This window comes from uncultured Lactobacillus sp. (assembly GCF_946477725.1).
Lineage (GTDB): Bacteria > Bacillota > Bacilli > Lactobacillales > Lactobacillaceae > Lactobacillus.
Window position 1 is genome coordinate 25060 of record NZ_CAMKZC010000012.1, and the last position, 20568, is coordinate 45627.

The following is a 20568-nucleotide window of genomic DNA, read 5'->3' on the forward strand; positions in this document are numbered from 1 at the left end:
TAATTGAACATTAAAAAGCTGCTGGATTACGTCTTAAAACGTTAGTTCAGCGGCTTTTTTTACTTGATTTAAATTAAAGACGAGATTAGTTTTTGTTTTAATTTAGCCACTATCCTTTAGAAGATATAATAAATTTGATTAAAATATGATAAAATCATTATTAATTACTTTTCCCGGTTTCTAGTGAGTTTCATAAAGTCAGGTGTTATTATTCATGAAGAGCACATATTTTAAAGCCAATTTCAATATCGCACGCAAATCTAAGAAAAACATTCTGCTAATGGGAGCCTTAATTGTGTTCATGGTTTTCTTCGTTTTATTAGTTGGAAATCAGAATCTGGGCGACAATTACCGTCAGTGGCAGTCATATTACGACTCACTGGAAATTAATATCAGCTATTTTAACGGTAACTTATTACGTAAACAAAAATATAAGCAAACTTATGACAATTTAAACGCCCAGGAAGGTTGTATTGCCAGCCTGCAAAATGGTGAAGTTTTAGAGTCGCCACAAACATATTTAGAGAGTTCACTTAACTTATTTCAAACTATGCTTGATGGTTATCAAAATAATTATTTGGGTGCCAGTACCTTAAATGTACCCCCTAAATACCAATTGCGTCAGGGACTGGTTACATATAAATATCTTTATCAGCATCATATACCACCTGCAATGAGCTCAAAAGTATCTGTAACTTATTTAATTTATATTGTGAACTTCATAGCTGTCCTGATCTTCTTTTATATCTTGCTTATTGCCAATGATGTGTGGATGGTTAAATTAGATCATGAAACGGTTTTACGTAATATTCCGTATCGTGTGGAAGATGAAGTAAAAGGTAAAACAATGATTAATCTGGTTTTAACTTTAATACCATTAATTATTGGTTTAATTGGCGCGTATCTGTTTGCCGGCCTTCTTAACGGCTTTCGCAGTTTGAATTATCCTAATGTTTTTTATTTTAATAAAATTAGGGCAATTCCTATATGGCTGGATTGTTTAATCTTTTTGTTCTATACAGCGGTCTTGGTGGTCTTTGTGACCAGTCTGACGCTGCTTCTTAACCAACTAACCAAAAATGTTTATTTAAGTACCTTTATTGGCATTGCCCTTTATGTTTTATCTTATTTACCGAGCAAGTTGCTTAAAGCCATTACTTGGCTACCGTCTGTATACTTAAACGTTAATGATGTGCTTAACGGCACTGTGGCAAGTAAAACTGGATTTGCAGGACTAAATTTTGCCACCGCAGCAGTAATATTGCTAATTTGGTCACTTGTCTGTGTAGTTTGGTTTAGGTACTTGGTTAATAAAAAGGGGGCTGCACGATGAGATGGCGCTATTTTCTTTTCCAATTAAAGGCATTTTTGCTCAATCCTAAAAATATTGGTCTATTTATTGCTACTATTATTATGTCTCTTTATTTTGGTTTGGTCAGTGTGCCCAATCATGAAGTAATTGAGCAAGTCGATGCTAAACCAATTCAAAAAGAATATATTGACGACACTGCTTTTCTCAAAGTAGCACGGCAAGAGATAGCTTATTCCAATAAACCGGGTTATTTTTATTTTCCCAGTAAGGGTGCGATAGATGCAGTTGGTACATATCCCAAAGTTTTAGCATACGATAAACAGCTTTTAGGGGCTTTAAAGAAAAATGACTGGCAAACATATACTAAGTATGCTAGCAGACGTTATCAATATATTGATAATCTAATTCATACAGAAGGAAACCAAAATTTCTTGTATCCGGCTGCTTATAATAAAAGTAATAATTACCAGCAGGATGGGCATTTTGGTTATCAACGCACGCGTCATTTATACAATGCACTTTTAGCTGGTAAAAAGAACAGGCAAACGCCGCTGGACAAAAATATTCTGGAAGAACGCACTGCTTTGCAGGTAATGCAAAATTCGCTTTCTGGCTGGACAGTTCTAATATTAGTAGTAATAGTTTGCTTCTTTACAGCTGACATTGTGACTAATGACCGGAAATATTATACGGTACTGGAAAATATTCCCTTAAGTAAACGAACCATTCTCTGGCTTAAAACAGGGGTTGTCGAAGTAGGAGTACTAATAGATTTTATTGTAGCTAGTGTAATAGCTCTTCTCTGTATTGCACCTAGATATGGTATGGGGACATTAAGATTAAATACAGTCGCCTATTTAGGCCGGATTAATTTCCAACTTATCTTTAAAACGGAAACGCTGGGTATGTATTATTTGCAATTCATTATTTTTGCAATCATTGTTTCCTTTATTTTTATCAGGCTCACAATTTTGCTGTCTTTGACTTTTCGTAATGAATATGTGGCGGGGATGCTTAGTAGTTTGTTTGCTATTAGTGCCAAAGTACTGTACTTCTCATTCGGAATGGGCTTTGTTCATCCAGTGTTGGAGAAGTTGCCCATGACATATTTTTCAATTGGTGACAGCACTACAGGCAATTTAGCTTATTTAATGGATACTCCTGGCTGGGGCTTTAACTCAGGGCTGGGGCCACTACTTGTAGCTATGCTTGCCATCGAAATATTACTGTTTCTATTTACCCAAATTAAAAGTATTCCTTTAGTTAGGCGGGGTGATTAAAATGTTAGAACTAAAAGATGTCAGATTGGCTTTTGGAAAAAACGTTGTTTTGGATGACATTAACCTCAAATTTAAACAAGGAGAAATAGTTGGCTTGGTTGCTCCTAATGGGACAGGTAAGTCAACCCTGATTAATGTTATTTTGCATAATTTAACACCGCAAAAAGGGTTTGTTGAGTATGAAGGTACACGTTATCAAAGTCAAAAAGATACGATAAAATTGCACCAGCAAATCTGCTCTTTTCCCGAGCAAAGTGATTTATTTCCTTTCATGACGGGGCGGGATCATCTTAATTTATATGCTGATCTTTGGCACAATTCTGCTAAACCTGTTGACCAAATTATCGCTGACTTGCAAATGAAAAGTTATGTTGAGCGGAAAGTGCAGACATATTCTTTGGGAATGAAGCAGAGACTATGCTTTGCCATGGTAGTAGCAGCTGATTCTCCAGTAATGCTGTTAGATGAGGTAATGAATGGACTTGATCCGCAGAATGTGGCTTTAATTTCACAAATACTTCTTAAACTAAAAAAGGAAAAGAAGCTGATCATTATGGCCTCACATCTTTTGTCCAACTTGCAGCAGTATGCTGATAGAGTCTTATTTATGGGTAAGGGACATATCATTGAAGATTTAGACAATAAAAAGCAAAAAAAGCGTTATTTAAAAATGCAGTCTAGTCCTGAAGCTACTAAGCTGCTATCTGATTATCATTATGAGACTCTGCCCAATAATCTGCTACTGGTTCCTTTGGCAGAAATTACCCCAGATAAGCTGACTCAGCTGCTAGCAAACCTAGTGCAAGCCGATATTCAGTACTCGGTTGAAAGAATTGATATCGAAGACTTATTTAACAAATTTTATAATTAGTTTAGAGCTTTAACCCGATTTAATATTTGTAAAAAGTAAGTAGCCGTAGTTTGCATGTTCATACTGGTTAAAAAATGAATAATTGAAACAGCTAGATCATCATTGGCGGTATTGTGAAAGCTGAGAATTGCATTTAAAAATTTGCGTCCAACAATTAGCAACATTTCGTTATCTGGTAAGTCAATCTGATTTATTTGTGTGAGCAGTTTATCTGCAAATTTAAACTGATTATTTGTAATTAAGCCGATTACACCTTCAAATAGTGCTGCTATACCAAAATGAAATGTACCTTCTCCTGCTTTTCTAATAAAAGAAATATGATTGATAACTTGAACAGAAATTTGGTAAATGACTCTGGGACTAATAATAGGGATAACATTGGCAAACAGTGAAAGAAATTCATGACCCCAAACAGTTATTTTACTTAATTGCTGGTTTAATTCATTTTGCTGGGCTATAGGAAAAATATTGTGCTGTGAAGTTTTATAATACAAACTGCAAGCAATTGCTGCATAGTCCAGGTCAAAAGGATCTTGGCTTAACTTGTATTTATTTAATGCCGATTGAGCCAGTTTTTCCAAATAGTCTTTATCGTGGTTGCTCCAAGACTCTTCTAAAATTTGGGCAATATGATCCTGCGGGTCTAGTTTGGCAAGCGCAATATATTCAGTTGCTGATAAACTGATTCTTTCGCATAGTTTTAAAACCCGGTTAAAGTCCATATGGCCTTGATCATTTTCCCACCGGGATAGCATCTGAATGGAACAAATACCTTTAGCTGCTTCTTTAAGCGTAATATGCTGTTTTCTTCTTAATTGTTTAAATTCAATTCCTGATTGCATGTTGCTTTGTCCTTTTTGCTATATTATGGCACTTTTTTCTCATATATGAGAAAAGAAATATATTCAAAAATTAGTCATGCTTTAATATGCTTAATTTAAAACATTACAATCGTTTTTAATAGTAAAAAAGGAGTAACAAAATGCAATCTTCGTTAAAATTTGCATCTAAATGGAAACTTGGTGCATACACACTTTTAGCAATAGTCAGTGCGTTTGGCAATGTGGTGATTGCTTATGTCACCAAGATCATGTTAAATGCAGCGCAATATCGTCAAGGCGACAGTAGTAATTTAATTAAAATTGCTGGCTTTGGTGCTGCAACAATCTTAATTATTATGTTGTCTAATTTTGTATACCGCTATATCAAGTGTTCTATTATTCAAGATGTCAATGTTTATCTTAAAGAGAAAACGATGGGTTATCTGATTGAACAACGCAGTGATTCACAAAAGGATGGCTTAAGCCTGATGACCAACGATCTGAAACAAATTGAGACGTCTAAGACTACAAATGAACTAATGATCATTGCAGAATTAGCTTCTTTTCTACTGTCAGTTGTGGTTGGTTTAATCAATTCTTGGATTTTAACATTAATTTTTATGGTAACTACTTTAATTCCCGGACTGGTGCAAAGAGCATTTACCAAAACTATTCAAGCCAAAGCAAAAGTCTGGGAGACAAATAATGTTTCGTATACCCAGAGTGTGAATGACGGGCTAAACGGAGCGCAAACTGTTGGATTGTACGATGCTCAAAGTTCGACTATTAGTAAAGTCGTTAACAGTGCCAAAAGAATGGAAGAGGCATTGAAGTCATTAAACTTCACACAAGCTGCAGCGGGAGAAGTCATTATGGCTTTCGCAGATATTTTCAGCTTTATACTACCATTTTTAGTAGGTGCTATCTTAATGTTGCAAGGTCAGATCGGTGTTGGTACCTTAATTATGATAGTACAACTATCAAATGAATTTATTAATCCGATAGTTAATATTTTTCAGCAATTAAATGCTATTAAGTCTACTAAACCAATGTGGAATAAAGTAGAGCAGGCTCTGTCTTTTTCAGCTGACAGTATTAAAAGTGCGAAAACTGGTCAATTTACTGGTTTAAAAGTTGAAGATGCAACTTACAGTCAAGGTGGAAGAAAAATTTTTGCTCATCTTAATTTGACGGTAGCACCTAACGAAAAAATTTTACTCATGGCACCTAGTGGCTGGGGTAAAACTACACTGTTAAACTTAATGTTGGGTAAAATTAAGCCCAGCGAGGGGCATGTCTTTATTGATGATAAAGATGTTACCGGTAATTGGGCTGAAGCTCACGATAATTTTAGTTACGTCAACCAAAAGCCGTTTATCTTTGACGATACAATCAAATTTAATATTCTATTAGGTCGAAAGGTTTCCCCAGAAAGTTTGGCTAAAGCTGTCGAATCGGCGGGCCTAACTGAACTCGTGGATGAAAAAGGCTGGGATTATCAGGTTGGTGAAAAGGGGGCAAATTTATCCGGAGGACAAATCCAAAGAATTGAAATTGCACGTGCTTTTCTCTCTGAACGGCCCGTATTGCTGGCAGATGAGGCTACTAGTGCCCTTGATCCAGAGCTGTCACTTGCAATTCATAAAACGTTATTAAAAAAGCCTAATTTGGCAGTAATTGAAGTGGCTCATAAAATTTCTGCTACTGAAAAATCATTGTTTGATCGAATAATTAATTTAAATGGAGAAAATGAAGAATAAAGAAGTATTAATGCGCTATATTGATGATGATGGAGTTGTTAAAGTATGGCCTGGTAAGGCTAAAAACCGGCTGTTGATTTTACAATATTTGGCAACTAAATTTGAACCAACAAAAAAATATTCTGAGCAGGAAGTGAACCTGATTTTAATGCACTTTGTGTCAGACTATGTTACTAGAAGACGAGACCTAATTGAAAATCATTTTTTAAACAGAACAGATGACGGAAGAGTTTACTGGCTGAATGAAGAAAATGGGGTAAAGGATTAGGATGTAATTTAATATAATTAAGGACAAGTGGCGCATTAACCGCTTGTCCTTTTTGTTTTGGCGAAAAGCTACAAGTTAATTTAGCAGCCTTTGTAGTAAAATTTAATTTGTGTAATGATAACTGCAATATAAAATAATCTAGGAAGACTAAAAGGAGTATGTTTATAACTTCAAGTAATAAAATTATGAAATTTAATTGACCGGCATATAAAAATAACATATAATTTTAATAATTATTATACATTGAAGACTATTAGTAAACTGACTGTTGCTGCTAAGCTGAGAATCTATTTGAAATTGAAACTAGCTGAATTTGGATTACATCTTTTAGGCGATAAGTTTAGACTATTTCAAAAATGTTAGGTAATATTCACGGAGATTTCTATATGAAAAAAAAGTTTTATGCGCTCTACAAGATTTTTCTTATTAATGCTTTTAGCAACAAAATTGCACTAATGTTTAACATTGTCTTCCCAGTTATATATTTTGCTATATCTAACGCTCTGGTCTTGATTAATAACTATACTGTCAGTAAGACTAAACTAATTAGCGGCAGTGCATACTATTTTGCCTATATTGCTTTAACAACTGTTCTAAACTCAGTGATTCTGGCAATGGTTGAGTATCGTGACTACGGCTATTATAAAGTTATTTACATGGTAACCAATTCAAAATATATAGTACTGATTAGTCAATTTTTATCGCAATGGACGTTTTTAATAATAGAATTATTTCTATTTAACTTAATTACCGCACTAATGTTTAAGTCCTTTGCCTATCTGGGTTATTTACTGTTAACCACTATCATAGCTGCGACTGTGTTGGTTTTGCCTTTAACTATGGGATTGTATTTTTTGTTAACAACAAAATTAAAATTGCAAACTTACAATATTGTCATTACATTGATTATTTTGGCTTCATTCATGGTGTCAGCTGTTGAAGCAAAAAACAAAATATTAAATTTGTTATTGCTATGTACACCTGTTAAATACCTAATGAAGGGGTATGAAGTAATAATGCAAATGATGTTTTCTAGAGTAAATTGGGCAACCCTTGCTAATTTATTGCTCGTTATTCTAATTTATGTCGTATTTGGGATGATTTTTATTGCGAAACAAAATATTTCTACAATTTTTGAAAAATAGTTGTAAGGAGACAATATGGAAATTAAGCATTTGAACTTTTCTTATAAAAGTAAAGAAATCTTTGCCGATTTTAACGCAAAATTTATTGGCGATCAGTTAAATGTAATCATTGGCGGTAATGGTGCTGGTAAAACGACTTTACTTAATCTAATTTACGGCTTTATTGATCGTCCTGCTACAGCTATGATAGGTTTTCCTTCTATGCCTAATATTATTTATAAATTTCAAAACATGTCTTTCTTTGATGAACTGACAGTAAAACAAGTAATAAATTTTTTTAAATCGATGAATGATCATACTGTTGCAGTCACTAATGCACAAGTTAGTTTTTATAATGAGATCATAAAGGAATTAATAAATACTAAACTAAGGTCTTTGTCCGGTGGGGAATACCAATCTGTTATGGTTTATTGTACTAGCATAATGGAACGGGAATTATATTTATTCGATGAACCTCTTAGTGGAATTGACAGTTATATTGAAAATTTAATTCTAGACTTAATTGTATCTTTAGTTGTTGAGAAAAAGAAAAAAGTTATTATGACTTTACACCAGTTGGATAAATTAAATTCCATGCAGGCGCATATTGTATTCGTTGGCAACAAAAAATGTGTTTTTCAAGGTAATCTTAGCCAAATGTTACAAGCTGCGGATACAGATGATATTGATATTGCCTTTAAGAAGATGCGATCAGGCAATATATTGTTAAAGCAAGAGTAACTATCCTTTTGATTTATAAGAGGTAATAAAACTGATTAAGCTGAACAGACTATTTTGGTTTGCATGGTGTATTAATCAGCAATGCATTACTATATATTAACAAATAGAACTAAGAAGCTAATAACTACTTGGTTCTTTTTTTGTTAATTAAGAAGTGAAATAAGTCCGTGATAGCAGCTTTGGTGAATTAGTTGAGCGACTTTAGCTGGAGCAACCTTGGGATGTTTGGCCCACCATTTTTGTGTTTCTAATAAACTGACAAAATAAAGACTGGCAAAGTATTCTAAAATATCGGGAGCAATTTTTTCCTTTTGTAATATCTGCCTGATTTCTTTTTTAACATTATTTTCGATTTCGCGACTGGGATTAAATGTTGCAGTTTTGATGCTAAGCAAAAGCGGCAGAAATTTAATTTGTGGCGCTATATCATTCAGTGCAGCAATAGTTCTGGTCATGTTGTCTTTAGGTTTAAGATCAAGTGAGTTGCGCAAACCGGCTACAAACGGAATCATATACCGGTTAATAGAAAAGCGCAGCAATTCATCTTTATTGTCGAAACAAATGTAAAAAGTTGTTCTGGCCACTTTAGTTTTTTTGGTGATATCTGTGATTGTGATTTGTTCATAATCTTTATCACTTAACAAGCTAAATAACGCGTTACTTAGGCGTAACTCTAAACTGGGATTTTGCTTTTCCATTAAGTAATGCCTTCTTCTGACTCGACAAAATTTAAATATTTGTCATTACACCTTAACTAAGGAATCGTTATGCTAATTTTAGCAAATTTATAAGTGATGGAGGTAAAAACTAAATGGTGAATAGAGTAAAAGAAGTATTAGGAATTGAAAAGCCCGTAATTCAGGGTGCAATGGCGTTTACTTCGCTTTCTCCTTTAGTATCTGCGGTCTCAAATGCTGGTGGTTTGGGCGTATTGGGCTTAGGTTATATGCCTAAAGATGCCAGCATTGCAGAAATTAACCAGACTAAAAAATTAACTGAAAAACCGTTTGCCGTTAACGCAATCATGCAGGACGGAATTGTTCAGCAAGCAGATGAAGTGTTGACAGCAACTAAACCGCCGGTAGTTTATGCTGATGCTATGCGGCTTAATGGTGCTTTGTGCCAAAAATATTTTCCCCGCTGGCATAAACTGAGCATGAAAATAATTGTCAAGGCCAGTTATTTGGCCGATGCAGTCACTGCAGAAAAAGCGGGAGCTGATTTGGTAGTCGTCAAAGGCTGGGAAGGTGGCGGCCATGTCTCTTTTGAGTCCACAATGGCTTTAGTGCCACAAGTGGTAGCAGCAGTTAATATCCCAGTAGTAGCTGCAGGTGGTATTGTAGATGGCCACAGTGGTGCTGCAGCATTTGCTTTAGGAGCCGAAGGGATAGAAATGGGCACTGCTTTTTTAGTAGCAGATGAGTTACCGATTAATGATAAAGCAAAACAAGCAATTATTGCTGCAGGAGATATGGCTACTGCTGAAGTTTCTTATGCTAATGACGCGCCTTTTAGAATGATTGCTAATAACCTTTCTGATCAAATCAAAGACTTAGAAGTTACTCATCTGAAGGCTGAAGCTGCCCAAAAAGAAGCTGGTCTTGATGCTAAAACTATCAAAATGGGGATGTATCAAGGTGATACGCAAAATGGCGCAATTATGGTTGGTCAAGATTTGAGCCTAATTAAAGAATCAAAACCCGTTAAACAAATTATTGCGGATGTGTTACAAGATACTGAAAACGTTCTGCAATCATTGCAAAATGTAGAGCTATAGATTAAGTGCTAATTGTCCCCTGCAAAAATAAGGAAATGATTGCGGCACAAGGTGATGCTGTCAGGCGTCATGCGAATTTAATAAAGATAACGATTAAGAACTATTACTTTGAAAATTGGTAATTCTCTTTTTGCAACAATTTTATGCTAAAGTATAAATGTATGAATAGTTTAGCGATTCCACTAGAATCACAGAAAAAAGCTCTATCCCAACAATAGAGCTTTTTTTGCATGCTAATTATTAAAGAGCCAGTTCTCAATTAGAATCTAGGAAACATTTCAACTTAAGAATTTATATTTTATTTATGACTGCATTGAGGCACCGGAATCTACATCGGTTGCCTTTTTAGTTTCATCAGGAACCAGTTTCTGTCCCGTTTGTTTTAGGTACCAGTTAATGATTGGTAATAAATCAACAATCCATTCAGTCACGCCAGCATATTGATCATTTTTGTCAATCATATTCTTAAAAGAGGCAACCATATATTCGTTATCACTTGGTTTAATAAGTTTATAGGTTTTGCCAGTTTTGGCGTAATCCATTATTTCTTGAACATGAGGCATTGAAGTCTTTTTGTGAACTTCAGATAAAGTTTGGCCAAGTTTTTCAGGCCAACGTGGTGAAAGTAACATCTCCTTAGGGATTTCATTATTGCAATAGACATAACGATCGTCTTTGTCAATAGTAATTAACTCGAGTGGCAGGCAGTTGAGTAATGCATCAATTTGGTCAACTGTTAATAATCCTTGATCTAATTCTACATAATCTGTACCCTTAGCAGCATTAACTTTTTTAGCTGTTTCGGTAATCCAGGCACTGGTAGCTTCTTCTGTATGTTTAACCATTTTTGATCTCCTTATTTATTATATAAACCGTTTACAAAAATAGTATATTTTATTTATAATTATAAGTGAAATTAATATCAGTTATTAATAATAGAAATAACTTATAAGGAAAAAGATATGGATATAAAAAAACTTGTTACTTTTGTTAATTTAGTTGAAACAAAAAATTTTACCAAAACTGCTAAGGCAATTCATGCCACCCAGCCAACTGTCACACACGATATTAATGCTATTGAAGATGAGATTGGCGTCAAACTATTTAATCGCAACAAGCGCTATGTTAATGTTACGAAAAGTGGTGAAGTTTTTTATCAAAAAATAAGGCCATTAATTAATAACTATAATTCTGCAGTACAGGAGATTCAGGAAAAAGATAAAAAAGAAAGAATGCAAATAAATTTTGGCTATTCATATAATCCTTTTAATGATAAATATATTCCCCTTTGGCTAAGTCAATTTCAAAAAAAGTTTCCTCTAGTTAAATTTGTACTGGTAAATTTGAATCGCAACGAATTAAAGCAGCAATTGGTGTCTAACAATTTGGATGTTATGCTGACAACTGGATTGGAAGCTGAAGATTTAAATAATATTAAGGTCTATCCAATTGAAACAGAGCCATTCAAAGTAATTGTTCCGCGAAATAACCCTTTGAGTAAAAAAAGTATAATTAAATTGACGGATTTTCAGAGTGAAAAATTACTGTTTTTAGATAACAGATGGGCAGCGACAGATATCATTAATTTACAAAATAAGATTATTCATCTGAATAGAGATTTAAATATTACTTATGCCGCTGAAATATCTTCTTTAAATGTTTTGCTTAAGGCAAATCAAGGTCTGGGATTAGGTCTTTACTGTATTTATCCTGAACTTGACAGCAGCTTAGCCTATGTTCCCCTTGACTGGGAACCGCAAGTTGATTTAGTAGCCATTACACAGAAAAATAATGCGAAAAGAATTGTCTATCAATTTATCAAGTTTATTCAAGATTTTAATTTTGATTTTGAATAGTACAGAATTCTCTTGTTAAAGATGAGATTAGAGAGAAGTGTCTTTACTTTTATATATTAAACGTTTTTGTGAATTAAGTATGAACAAGCTGCTATATCAAGAGTTAACGGAAAAAGCACTTTTGGAGAGATTTTCTTAAAAAACAAGAAAATGTTTTTTCATTACTAGTTTTTTCTGCTAAAAAGTATATATTTGTTAATAGTTAGAAAGCTAAAATTGTAATAAAACATGAAATTAATTACTTAAGATTAATGAAAGTAGAAGGTCAGAAGAATGTTTAAGTGGTTTGGTAAGAAACAAGAGAAGCAGGAAGACTTTACGGTCACTGCACCAATTAGTGGCAAACTCGAAAAAATTGAAAAGGTAAACGATCCTGCTTTTGCACAAAAAATGCTGGGAGATGGTTTTGCCATTATTCCTGATGAGGATAAAGTAACCGTTTATGCACCTGTAGCAGGTAAAATTGAGGCTCTTCCCAAGACAAAGCATGCCGTAGGTATAAAAACTGCACAAGGTGTCGAAATTCTTATTCATATTGGGATTGATACTGTGAACTTAAAAGGAGAAGGCTTTGAAGTGATGGTAAACCAAGATGACGAGGTAACTCAAGGTCAAAAATTAGAAGTATTTGATAAGAACGTAGTAACGGATAACAATTTAGACCCTACTGTCATTGTTGTGTTCACCAGTGGATATGAAAAAGAAATCAAACTGAACCAGGATGATGGTGCAGAAGTTAAGGCTAATGATTTACTTATTGGCTAGATGTTTTTGACAAACAAAAATAGATTCGATTTTCAAAGATAATACCTCCAAATTTAGGACAAATTTGGAGGTATTTTTGCGTTAATCTATATTAACAAGGCCAGTGATTCATAAGGATACAACTCTAAAGTTTTTGGTACTTCCTGTAAGTTTTTATGATAATTGCTAATCAATGTTTGTGCTTGTCGTTCCTGATAAGCGTTAGGCAAGCTATAAGTAATTTTTTTACCATAAAAGTTATTAATTACCAGTAAGGTTTGCCCGTGATAAAGTCTGCAATAAGCAAAAATTTGTGGATGATCCAAGTCAAGCGGTTCGTAACTTCCCTTGGCGATAATGGGATAATGTTTTCTCAAGTAAATCAGTTTTTGATAATAAGGGAAAATCTCACCATGATCCAATTCAGCTGCAACATTAATTTTATCTTGATCTTTAGGCCTAAGCCAAGGAGTTCCTGTAGTAAAACCGGCATTAGCAGTATCATCCCAGTGCATTGGGGTTCTACTATTATCACGAGATTTAGCCTGAATAATTGCCAAAGCCTTTGCATCACTTATGCCTTCTTTTTTAAGCTCGTCATAAGCGTTAAGCGTTTCTACATCCACATAGTCAGTGATTGTCTGGTAATTAGGATTGATCATGCCAATTTCTTCGCCTTGATAAATATAAGGTGTTCCACGTAATAAATGCATTACGGTAGCCAGCATTTCTGCAGATTTTTCACGAAAATTAACAGGATCACCAAAACGACTTAAGGCCCAAGGCTGATCATGATTGTTCCAAAAGAGAGCATTCCAGCCGCCACCTTGACTCATGCCAATCTGCCACTCGTTAAGAGCGTTTTTTAAAGCGGAAAAGTCAAAAGGTATTCTAGTCCATTTCTGGCCATTTTGGTAATCAACTTTTAGATGATGAAAAGTGAAAACCATTGATAATTCATGATTATCTTTTCTAGTATAAGCAACAGAATTAGCAATAGTAGTTGATGACATTTCCCCGACAGTAATTGTACCTGGCTGCTGACCAAAAGTTTTTTGATTTAATTCTTTTAGATATTGATGCACTATAGGTTGATCAGTATACATTAACTTACTGGCAGTGTTCTGTGGTGCGTCAGTAAGTTTTTCATCTTTGCCAATAACATTAATCACGTCAAAGCGAAAGCCTTTAACACCTTTGTCGCGCCAAAAGTTAACTACTTTAAACAGTTCTTTTCTAACTGCAGGATTGTGCCAGTCCAAATCAGCCTGAGTTTTGTCGTATAAATGAAGATAATATTTACCACTATTTCCAAAAGGTGCCCAAGCTGAGCCACCGAATTTAGATGTCCAATTGTTGGGCATACTGCCATCTGCTTTAGGATTTCTAATGTAGAAAAATTTTTGATAATATTCGTCTCCGGCTAAGGCTTTTTTAAACCAAATGTGGTCAGTAGAACAATGGTTTAAGACCATATCAAGCATCACACCAATATGATTTTGCCTAAGCTTTGTGACTAATTCTTCAAAGTCAGCCATTGTACCAAATAGTGGATCAATACTATAGTAATCAGCAATATCATAACCATTATCATTCTGGGGAGATACAAAAAACGGATTAAACCAAATCATGTCAATGTTTAATTTCTTTAAGTAAGGAATTTTTTGGATAATCCCCCTTAAGTCACCGATCCCGTCACCATTGCTGTCATAAAATGATTTAGGATATATTTGATAAATCACTTTGTCAGCTAAACTCATAATATAAGTCCTCCATTTTGTGCTTTTCTATGTGCGAAGTCTACAAATTTAAATTTATCGGGCCGGTGCTGAGAAATAGTATATTGAAAAAAAGATGTATCTTTTAAATAAGTTAAACTGCGCACTACTACAACTAAGTTAGTATCGGTAAGCTGCAACTGCTTCATTACGTTTTGACTGGCTGGTTCTACGGTAATAGTTTTAGTGGCATAATCAATTTCAAGTCCTAAATCATCTTCAAAATACTGATATAACGAGCTTTGAGCTTGCTTAGCCGAAATTTTAGGTACATATTTTTTTAAAATATAATCTTCATCAACCACAATTGGTTCATTATTGATTAATCGTAAACGGGACACATAAGTTGCAGCAGTTTCTGTTAAGGATAAATGTTTACTAATAGTCAAAGGCACCTGTGTGTCTTTTAATTCCAATATTTTGGTTGCAGCATGCATTTGTTTTTGCTTATTAAGCTCATCAAAGGATTCAATATTAGAGATTGGGAAGGCGATACGCGCTGCATTAATAACTACTGAACCTTTACCTTTTATTTTTTGAATTAGGCCAGCATCTAAGAGTTCATTTAAAGCTTTTCTGATAGTTTCACGTGAAACATTATATAGCTCTGATAGTGCTGGTTCACTTGGCAAGAAATCACCGGCAACATACTGCTCATGCCTAATTTTATTCGTTAAATCTGCCGCAATTTGTAAATATTTAGCTCTCATTATTTGTTATCCACCTTTTAACACTAATCATACCACCTTATGTTAATTTTTAACCTGTCTAGTCTGGAAAATAATACAAAATTATTTATTACAACAATATAATAAGCAATTTGTTGACACCTGTCTATACAAGAACTATAATCTTAAGGAAAGCGTTATCAATATATATGACGACCTTTTATGTGGTAGTTTCATGGAGGCGTAATTATGAGTAATACGATAAAAATACTGGCACCTGTTGCTGGTGAGGTCATTAACCTCGAGGATGTTAATGATCCGGTTTTTTCTCAGAAGAAGTTAGGTGAAGGTTTTGCCGTTAAACCTAGCTCTGGGAAAATTGTCTCGCCTGTAACAGGTAAAGTGATAATGGTGGCCGAAACTAAGCACGCACTTGGATTGCAGACTGCAGACGGTGTGGAAGTTATGCTTCACTTGGGCATAGATACTGTCGAACTTGACGGCAAACCATTTGATTTGCAAGTAGCAGCAAACTCTGAGGTGAAAGCAGGACAGCAATTGGGGACAATGAATCTGCAAGCAATTAAAGATGCTCAAAAAGATAATACCGTCATCTTGGCAATTACTAATACTCAAGATGTTCTAGCTGGCATTGACCTTGCTCTGGGTACTAAAGCTGCTGGCGAATCAGCTGCTACTATTACTTTAAAACAGACTAAAGCAGCACCAGCTGCAGCTAACAAAAAAGAAAATAAATACCAAACTACGGCGCATGAAATTGTTAAGGCTGTTGGTGGTGCCGATAATGTTAAAAACGTTATGCACTGTTTTACTCGTCTGCGGTTTACTTTAAACGATAATAGTATTCCGAATGATGATGAAGTTAACAACATTAAAGGAGTAATAGACGTTACTCGTGCTAATAACCAATATCAAATAGTAATTGGGCAAACGGTAGAGGACGTTTATGACGAGCTAATTAAACTACTTGGGCCTGAATATGCTGGGCAAGGAGAAGCTGCACCTGCAACTCCGGCTCCAGAGGCTAACCAATCTATTGGTGGCAAGATTAAAAATGGCTTCTTCCAGTTAATAGGCGTAATTACCGGCTCTATGATGCCTGTGATTGGTTTGCTGGCAGCCAGTGGTATGTTAAAAGGTATTCTTAACATTTTAACTAACTTTTGCCACATGTCTACGGCTTCGCCAACTTACACCATTATCAATGCGATGGGGGATGCGTCGTTTTACTTCCTACCTTTAATCGTTGGCTTTACTGCTGCTCAAAGATTAGGCTCTAACCCGGTAGTTGTTTCTATTATCGGCGGCTTTCTGATTTACCCTGATTTAGTAAAAATTTATGCTAGCGGTAAATTCAGTTACTACTTAGCTGGCGTTGGTATTAATGCTAACTTCTTTGGTATTCCAATTCATATTCCACAATATACTTATTCAATTTTCCCAATGATTTTTGCGGCTTGGATGGCTGCTAAGATTGAACCGTGGATTAAAAAGTGGATGCCAGTCACATTAAGACAAATTTTTACTCCGCTAGTAGAAATCTTTCTAGTAGGGATGACGGTCTTAATTATTGTAGGGCCCGTAATTTCGTTTATTTCTACGGGAATTGCCAAAGTATTGCAATGGCTCTTAACTGTCAACACTGCACTTTCCGGTCTAATCATCGGTGGTCTTTACCAGATACTGGTTATCTTCGGACTGCACTGGGCAGTAGTGCCAATTATTGCGAATGATATTGCTGCAACGGGACATAGTATCTTAAACGGTATCGTTTCAGTAACGATGATTGCCCAAGGTGCCGGCGCCCTTGCAGTTTGGTTTAAGACCAAGCACAATCCTGACCTAAAGGGCTTATCTTTAAGTGCTGCTATTTCCGCCGCTGTTGGTATTACTGAACCGGCAATGTACGGTGTTAACTTAAAGTATGGTCGTGTATTCATGACTTCCAGTCTTGGTGCTGCCATTGGTGGTCTGGTAAACGGTCTGCTTAAAGTTGATATGTATGGCTTTACTGGCAGCTTGATCGGCTTTCCATCCTTTGTTCCTAAGGCAGGGCAAGGTAATCCAAACAACCTGTTAAACTTCTGGATTGCTTCTATTGTTACTATTATTGCTGCATTTGCTTTGACTTACTTCTTTGGCTATAAGGAGAATGACGCTGATAGTCCTAAGAATGCTCCCAAGAAGAAGAATTTAGCTGATTTATAATAGGTGTGGTTGCTTAATAGTTTAATTTTTAAAAAATGTTGAATTATCTAAAAGGGTTCTAAAACTAATAGTGATTAGTCAAGAACCCTTTTATAATGCATTTTTGAAATACGCGGTTAAACTATAATAAAATGAACTATTGTGGATGGAGTGATTGAAAATGAAAGTTCTGATAATTGGTGCTCACGGACAGATTGGGCAATTATTGGTAAAAATTTTACAAGAAAGTACGACTTGCCAGGTCATTGCCGGTTTGCGCTCCCATGAGCAGGAAAAAGCCTATCAAGAAAAGGGAATTACTACTGCATTTGTTGATCTAGCAGGACCGCAACGGCAATTGGCAAAAGCCATGCAAACAGTCGATACAGTAGTGTTTGCGGCTGGTTCAGGTGGCAAAACAGGTGCTGATGCAACGATGATGATTGACCTTGATGGAGCGGTCAAAGCAATTAATGCGGCAAAAGAAACTGGCGTTCACCGTTTTATCATGATTAGTGCAATTAAATCTGACGATCGCAGCTTTTGGTCGGATAATACACCAGCAGCAGGACCACAAAATTATTACTATGCAGCAAAATATTATGCTGATCAGTGGTTATTGCACAGTTCACTTGACTACACAATTTTGCGGCCAGTGGCATTGACTAATCAAAAGGGAACGGGAAAGATCAAAGTGGCAAATCATTTTACTGATTCTATTGCAGATATGACAATTACTCGTCAAGATGTGGCCCGAACAGTTGCTGACATTATTTTAACGGGAAAATTACACCAAAAGGAATTTGATATTGCTAATGGCACAGTACCTATTGCACAGGCAATTACAAACTTCCAGTAAAAATATTTTGATCAAAAATTTTAATAGGCTAATAAATTAATGTTTTGTTAACGTGATTTATTAGTCTTTTTACTTTGAGCTAAAACCCAGTAAAAGATGAATGAAAGTAGTATTGCAAATATTGTTGCTTTAAGTCTGCTTAAAAAAATTATTGCGCTTATATTAGTGCATATAGTAAAATCTGCTTATATTGTTATTAGAATAAAGGAGGGAGCTATGCTAAAAGTAGAACATTTAAGTAAGCGTTTTGGTGATTTTCAGGCTCTTAAAGACGTTAACTTTACCATTCAGTCTGGTGAAATCATGGGTTTGATTGGTCAAAATGGCGCGGGGAAAACTACCACTTTTCACAGTATTTTAAATTTTCTTCATTATGATGGAAAAATTACTTGGGAAGACCAGCCCATTACTGAAAAAACTTTTGATACTATCGGCTACTTGCCGGAAGAACGCAGCTTACTACCCAAAATGACTATTGAGCAGCAAATTGTTTATTTGGCGGAGCTAAAAAGCCGCCCTGCAAAAGAGATAAAACCGCAAATTGATGACTGGCTGAAACGCTTTGATGTTCAGGGTAAGAAAAGTGACAAAATAAAAACACTTTCGAAGGGTAATCAGCAGAAAGTGCAGTTAATTTGTACTTTAATTCATCAGCCCAAGTTAATTATTTTGGATGAGCCCTTTAGTGGTTTGGATCCGGTAAATGCAGATTTGCTCAAAAACGCAGTTTTGGATGCTAAAAAGCATAATGCGGCAATTATTTTTTTCAGTCACGATATGTCAAATGTTGAAGAAATCTGCGATAGTTTGATCATGTTGAAAAAGGGACAAGTTGTTTTAAGTGGTACAGTTGACGCTGTTCGTGACTCATTTGGTAAAACAGAAATTTACTGCAAAACTACTAAGTCGCTTGCAGAATTGCAGCAGCTCCCTCACGTTAAAAAAGTGGAAAAGAAAGCGCATGGCCAATATCTTTTGCGAATTGACAATGAAAATAGTGGTGCGGAAGTCTTTGATGCATTGACAAATGGCGAATATGTTGAAGAGTTCCGGCAACAACCACCAACACTTGACGAAATATTTAGAATGGAAGCTGGTGAACAACATGAATAAGTTATGGACCGTAACGCTGCAAACTTATTGGCATCAAGTTAAATCTTGGTCTTTTCTGCTTTTGATTCTGGGCCCGTTTTTCATAATTGGCTGTAGTGCTTTAGGAGGAGCTATCGGTGCTAGTTCTGATTCAGACAGCCAGATTGCAGTTATCAGTTCCAATGAGCAAGTTCGCCAAAACTTTATTAAAAACAATGATAAATATGTTGATGCTAAAATTAAAACCGCTGAATCTGCTAAAAAGGCTGTCAAAAAAGAAAAGATTGATGGTTACCTGGTATTTGGCATGCAAAAAAACCAAGTTAAGGCAATTTATCATGGAGCGTCACCTATTGATGATGAGTTGAAGCCCAAAGTAAAAAGCTATTTACAAGTCTTGCAGAGTCAGCTTAATTTGCAGCAAGCGCAATTAGCGCCACGTCAATTTAAAGCCTTACAGCAGCAGCCAAAATATCGCGAAGTACTCCAGAAAAATCATCAGGGAGATAAATTGGTTAAAATGGTGTCTTTAATTATTGTGATTATGGTCGTTTACATGGTTTTGATGTCCTACAGTAGTATTACAGCTCAAGAAATAGCCTCTGAAAAGGGCACGAAGATTATGGAAATCATTTTTTCCAGTACAACTGCGGCAAAATATTTTTTAGGCAAAATTTTGGGTATTTTCGGCGTAATTTTTACTCAGCTCATCATTTATATTGTTGGCGGCTGGGCAACTTACCGCTGGGCATTGCATGCAAAAATTACGGCTTCTTTCATGCATAACAATCAGGTAGTAATAAATAAAATTCTGGGGAATTTGGTAAATGTCAATCTCATTTTCCTGATTCTTGGTGTAATTATTTATACGATATTGGCAGCTTTTTCAGGAGCTTTAGTAGCCAAGCCTGAAGACTCTTCAAAAGCTGCTCAAAGTACTACAATGCTTTCCCTGATTGCATTTTTCCTGTCATTTGCTCTTATTACTAACCCAGAACAAATTCTGCCGCAAGTATTATCCTATGTGCCATTCTTTTCTTCATTCATGATGCCAATTCGGATAATTAATGGTCATGTGGGTAATATGGAAGTTATTTTGTCGCTGGTAATTTTAATAGTAAGTATTATTGGCATGACAGTATATATTAGTAAAATCTATCAAGGCGTAATTTTACAAACAGAAGATACCAGTTTTTGGAAGAGACTAAAACGAGGGCTGGAATATAGTAAAGCGTAAATAATAAAAAAGACTAGGATGAAAAAATTCTAGTCTTTTTTGAAATTTAAACTTGATGTATAATAAAATACTATTTAAGACAAATATTGTATTTTTATGATTAATCTTTAGTGGATATCATTTGAATACATTTAAACTTTGTATGTCCAATGGCTGGATTTTAGTAACTGAA

Annotated in this window: 19 protein-coding genes; 14 read left to right on the forward strand and 5 right to left on the reverse strand. The window is 35.2% G+C overall.

Annotated features, from left to right (window positions below; genetic code table 11):
* Window positions 1-214: 214 nt before the first annotated feature.
* The 3 genes from Q0R51_RS06200 to Q0R51_RS06210 are packed head-to-tail and all read left to right on the forward strand — an operon-like array spanning window position 215 to window position 3463.
* Window positions 215-1333, forward strand: coding sequence for an ABC transporter permease subunit (locus tag Q0R51_RS06200; protein WP_122037075.1), 1119 nt, complete (start codon window positions 215-217; stop codon window positions 1331-1333).
* The gene (locus Q0R51_RS06205; protein ID WP_294757425.1) at window positions 1330-2592 is read left to right on the forward strand and encodes a tellurium resistance protein TerC; all 1263 of its coding nucleotides are present in this window, start codon (window positions 1330-1332) and stop codon (window positions 2590-2592) included. The genes Q0R51_RS06200 and Q0R51_RS06205 overlap by 4 nt, the downstream gene beginning before the upstream one ends.
* 1 nt (window position 2593) lies before the next feature.
* The gene (locus Q0R51_RS06210; RefSeq protein WP_294757427.1) at window positions 2594-3463 is read left to right on the forward strand and encodes an ATP-binding cassette domain-containing protein; all 870 of its coding nucleotides are present in this window, start codon (window positions 2594-2596) and stop codon (window positions 3461-3463) included.
* Here the strand turns inward: Q0R51_RS06210 and Q0R51_RS06215 are convergent.
* Entirely contained in the window at window positions 3460-4305 is an 846-nt protein-coding gene (locus tag Q0R51_RS06215) for a helix-turn-helix transcriptional regulator (RefSeq protein WP_294757429.1), read from the reverse strand. The genes Q0R51_RS06210 and Q0R51_RS06215 overlap by 4 nt on opposite strands.
* A gap of 140 nt (window positions 4306-4445) precedes the next feature.
* Between Q0R51_RS06215 and Q0R51_RS06220 the strand changes: the two genes are divergently transcribed.
* The 4 genes from Q0R51_RS06220 to Q0R51_RS06235 all read left to right on the forward strand — a co-directional run bounded on the left by Q0R51_RS06220 (window position 4446) and on the right by Q0R51_RS06235 (window position 8177).
* Entirely contained in the window at window positions 4446-6044 is a 1599-nt protein-coding gene (locus tag Q0R51_RS06220; protein ID WP_294757431.1) for an ABC transporter ATP-binding protein, read from the forward strand.
* Entirely contained in the window at window positions 6034-6312 is a 279-nt protein-coding gene (locus Q0R51_RS06225; RefSeq protein WP_294757433.1) for a DUF2087 domain-containing protein, read from the forward strand. Before Q0R51_RS06220 ends, Q0R51_RS06225 begins: the two co-directional genes overlap by 11 nt.
* Before the next feature lie 386 nt (window positions 6313-6698).
* Complete coding sequence (locus Q0R51_RS06230) at window positions 6699-7457, forward strand: hypothetical protein (RefSeq protein ID WP_294757434.1); 759 nt, start codon at window positions 6699-6701, stop codon at window positions 7455-7457.
* Between the two features lie 15 nt (window positions 7458-7472).
* Window positions 7473-8177, forward strand: coding sequence for an ATP-binding cassette domain-containing protein (locus Q0R51_RS06235; protein ID WP_294757436.1), 705 nt, complete (start codon window positions 7473-7475; stop codon window positions 8175-8177).
* A 143-nt stretch (window positions 8178-8320) separates the two neighbouring features.
* Here Q0R51_RS06235 and Q0R51_RS06240 read toward each other — a convergent pair whose 3' ends face one another.
* Window positions 8321-8875, reverse strand: coding sequence for a TetR/AcrR family transcriptional regulator (locus tag Q0R51_RS06240; RefSeq protein WP_294757438.1), 555 nt, complete (start codon window positions 8873-8875; stop codon window positions 8321-8323).
* 113 nt (window positions 8876-8988) lie between these two features.
* On the opposite strand from Q0R51_RS06240, the gene Q0R51_RS06245 reads away from it, so the two are divergent.
* Window positions 8989-9954: a nitronate monooxygenase family protein gene (locus Q0R51_RS06245; RefSeq protein WP_294757439.1), complete on the forward strand. Its 966-nt coding sequence runs from the start codon at window positions 8989-8991 to the stop codon at window positions 9952-9954.
* A 302-nt stretch (window positions 9955-10256) separates the two neighbouring features.
* Here Q0R51_RS06245 and Q0R51_RS06250 read toward each other — a convergent pair whose 3' ends face one another.
* Window positions 10257-10799 carry a PAS domain-containing protein gene (locus Q0R51_RS06250; protein WP_294757441.1) on the reverse strand — a complete coding sequence of 181 codons (543 nt, stop codon included), beginning with the start codon at window positions 10797-10799 and terminating at the stop codon, window positions 10257-10259.
* Window positions 10800-10916: 117 nt separating this feature from the next.
* Here Q0R51_RS06250 and Q0R51_RS06255 point away from each other — a divergent pair, with 117 nt between their 5' ends.
* Both Q0R51_RS06255 and Q0R51_RS06260 read left to right on the forward strand, forming a co-directional pair.
* On the forward strand, window positions 10917-11810 hold the full coding sequence (locus tag Q0R51_RS06255; protein ID WP_294757443.1) for a LysR family transcriptional regulator: 894 nt from the start codon (window positions 10917-10919) through the stop codon (window positions 11808-11810).
* Window positions 11811-12083: 273 nt separating this feature from the next.
* Window positions 12084-12575 (forward strand): PTS glucose transporter subunit IIA, encoded by a 492-nt coding sequence (locus tag Q0R51_RS06260; protein WP_046324058.1) that lies wholly within the window; start codon window positions 12084-12086, stop codon window positions 12573-12575.
* Between the two features lie 86 nt (window positions 12576-12661).
* Here the strand turns inward: Q0R51_RS06260 and treC are convergent, their stop codons facing one another.
* Together treC and treR are read right to left on the reverse strand one after the other, a co-directional pair.
* A complete protein-coding gene (gene treC, locus Q0R51_RS06265) occupies window positions 12662-14314 on the reverse strand; it encodes an alpha,alpha-phosphotrehalase (RefSeq protein ID WP_294757445.1) in 1653 nt (550 codons plus the stop codon).
* The gene (gene treR, locus Q0R51_RS06270; RefSeq protein WP_294757447.1) at window positions 14311-15042 is read right to left on the reverse strand and encodes a trehalose operon repressor; all 732 of its coding nucleotides are present in this window, start codon (window positions 15040-15042) and stop codon (window positions 14311-14313) included. Before treR ends, treC begins: the two co-directional genes overlap by 4 nt.
* Window positions 15043-15249: 207 nt before the next feature.
* On the opposite strand from treR, the gene Q0R51_RS06275 reads away from it, so the two are divergent.
* The 4 genes from Q0R51_RS06275 to Q0R51_RS06290 all read left to right on the forward strand — a co-directional run bounded on the left by Q0R51_RS06275 (window position 15250) and on the right by Q0R51_RS06290 (window position 20396).
* Window positions 15250-17229, forward strand: coding sequence for a PTS glucose transporter subunit IIABC (locus Q0R51_RS06275; protein WP_294757448.1), 1980 nt, complete (start codon window positions 15250-15252; stop codon window positions 17227-17229).
* A 160-nt stretch (window positions 17230-17389) separates the two neighbouring features.
* Window positions 17390-18067, forward strand: coding sequence for an NAD(P)H-binding protein (locus tag Q0R51_RS06280; protein WP_294757450.1), 678 nt, complete (start codon window positions 17390-17392; stop codon window positions 18065-18067).
* A 216-nt stretch (window positions 18068-18283) separates the two neighbouring features.
* On the forward strand, window positions 18284-19180 hold the full coding sequence (locus tag Q0R51_RS06285) for an ABC transporter ATP-binding protein (protein WP_294757452.1): 897 nt from the start codon (window positions 18284-18286) through the stop codon (window positions 19178-19180).
* Window positions 19173-20396, forward strand: a complete 1224-nt coding sequence (locus Q0R51_RS06290; protein ID WP_294757454.1) for an ABC transporter permease — start codon at window positions 19173-19175, stop codon at window positions 20394-20396. Before Q0R51_RS06285 ends, Q0R51_RS06290 begins: the two co-directional genes overlap by 8 nt.
* The last annotated feature ends 172 nt before the right edge of the window (window positions 20397-20568 follow it).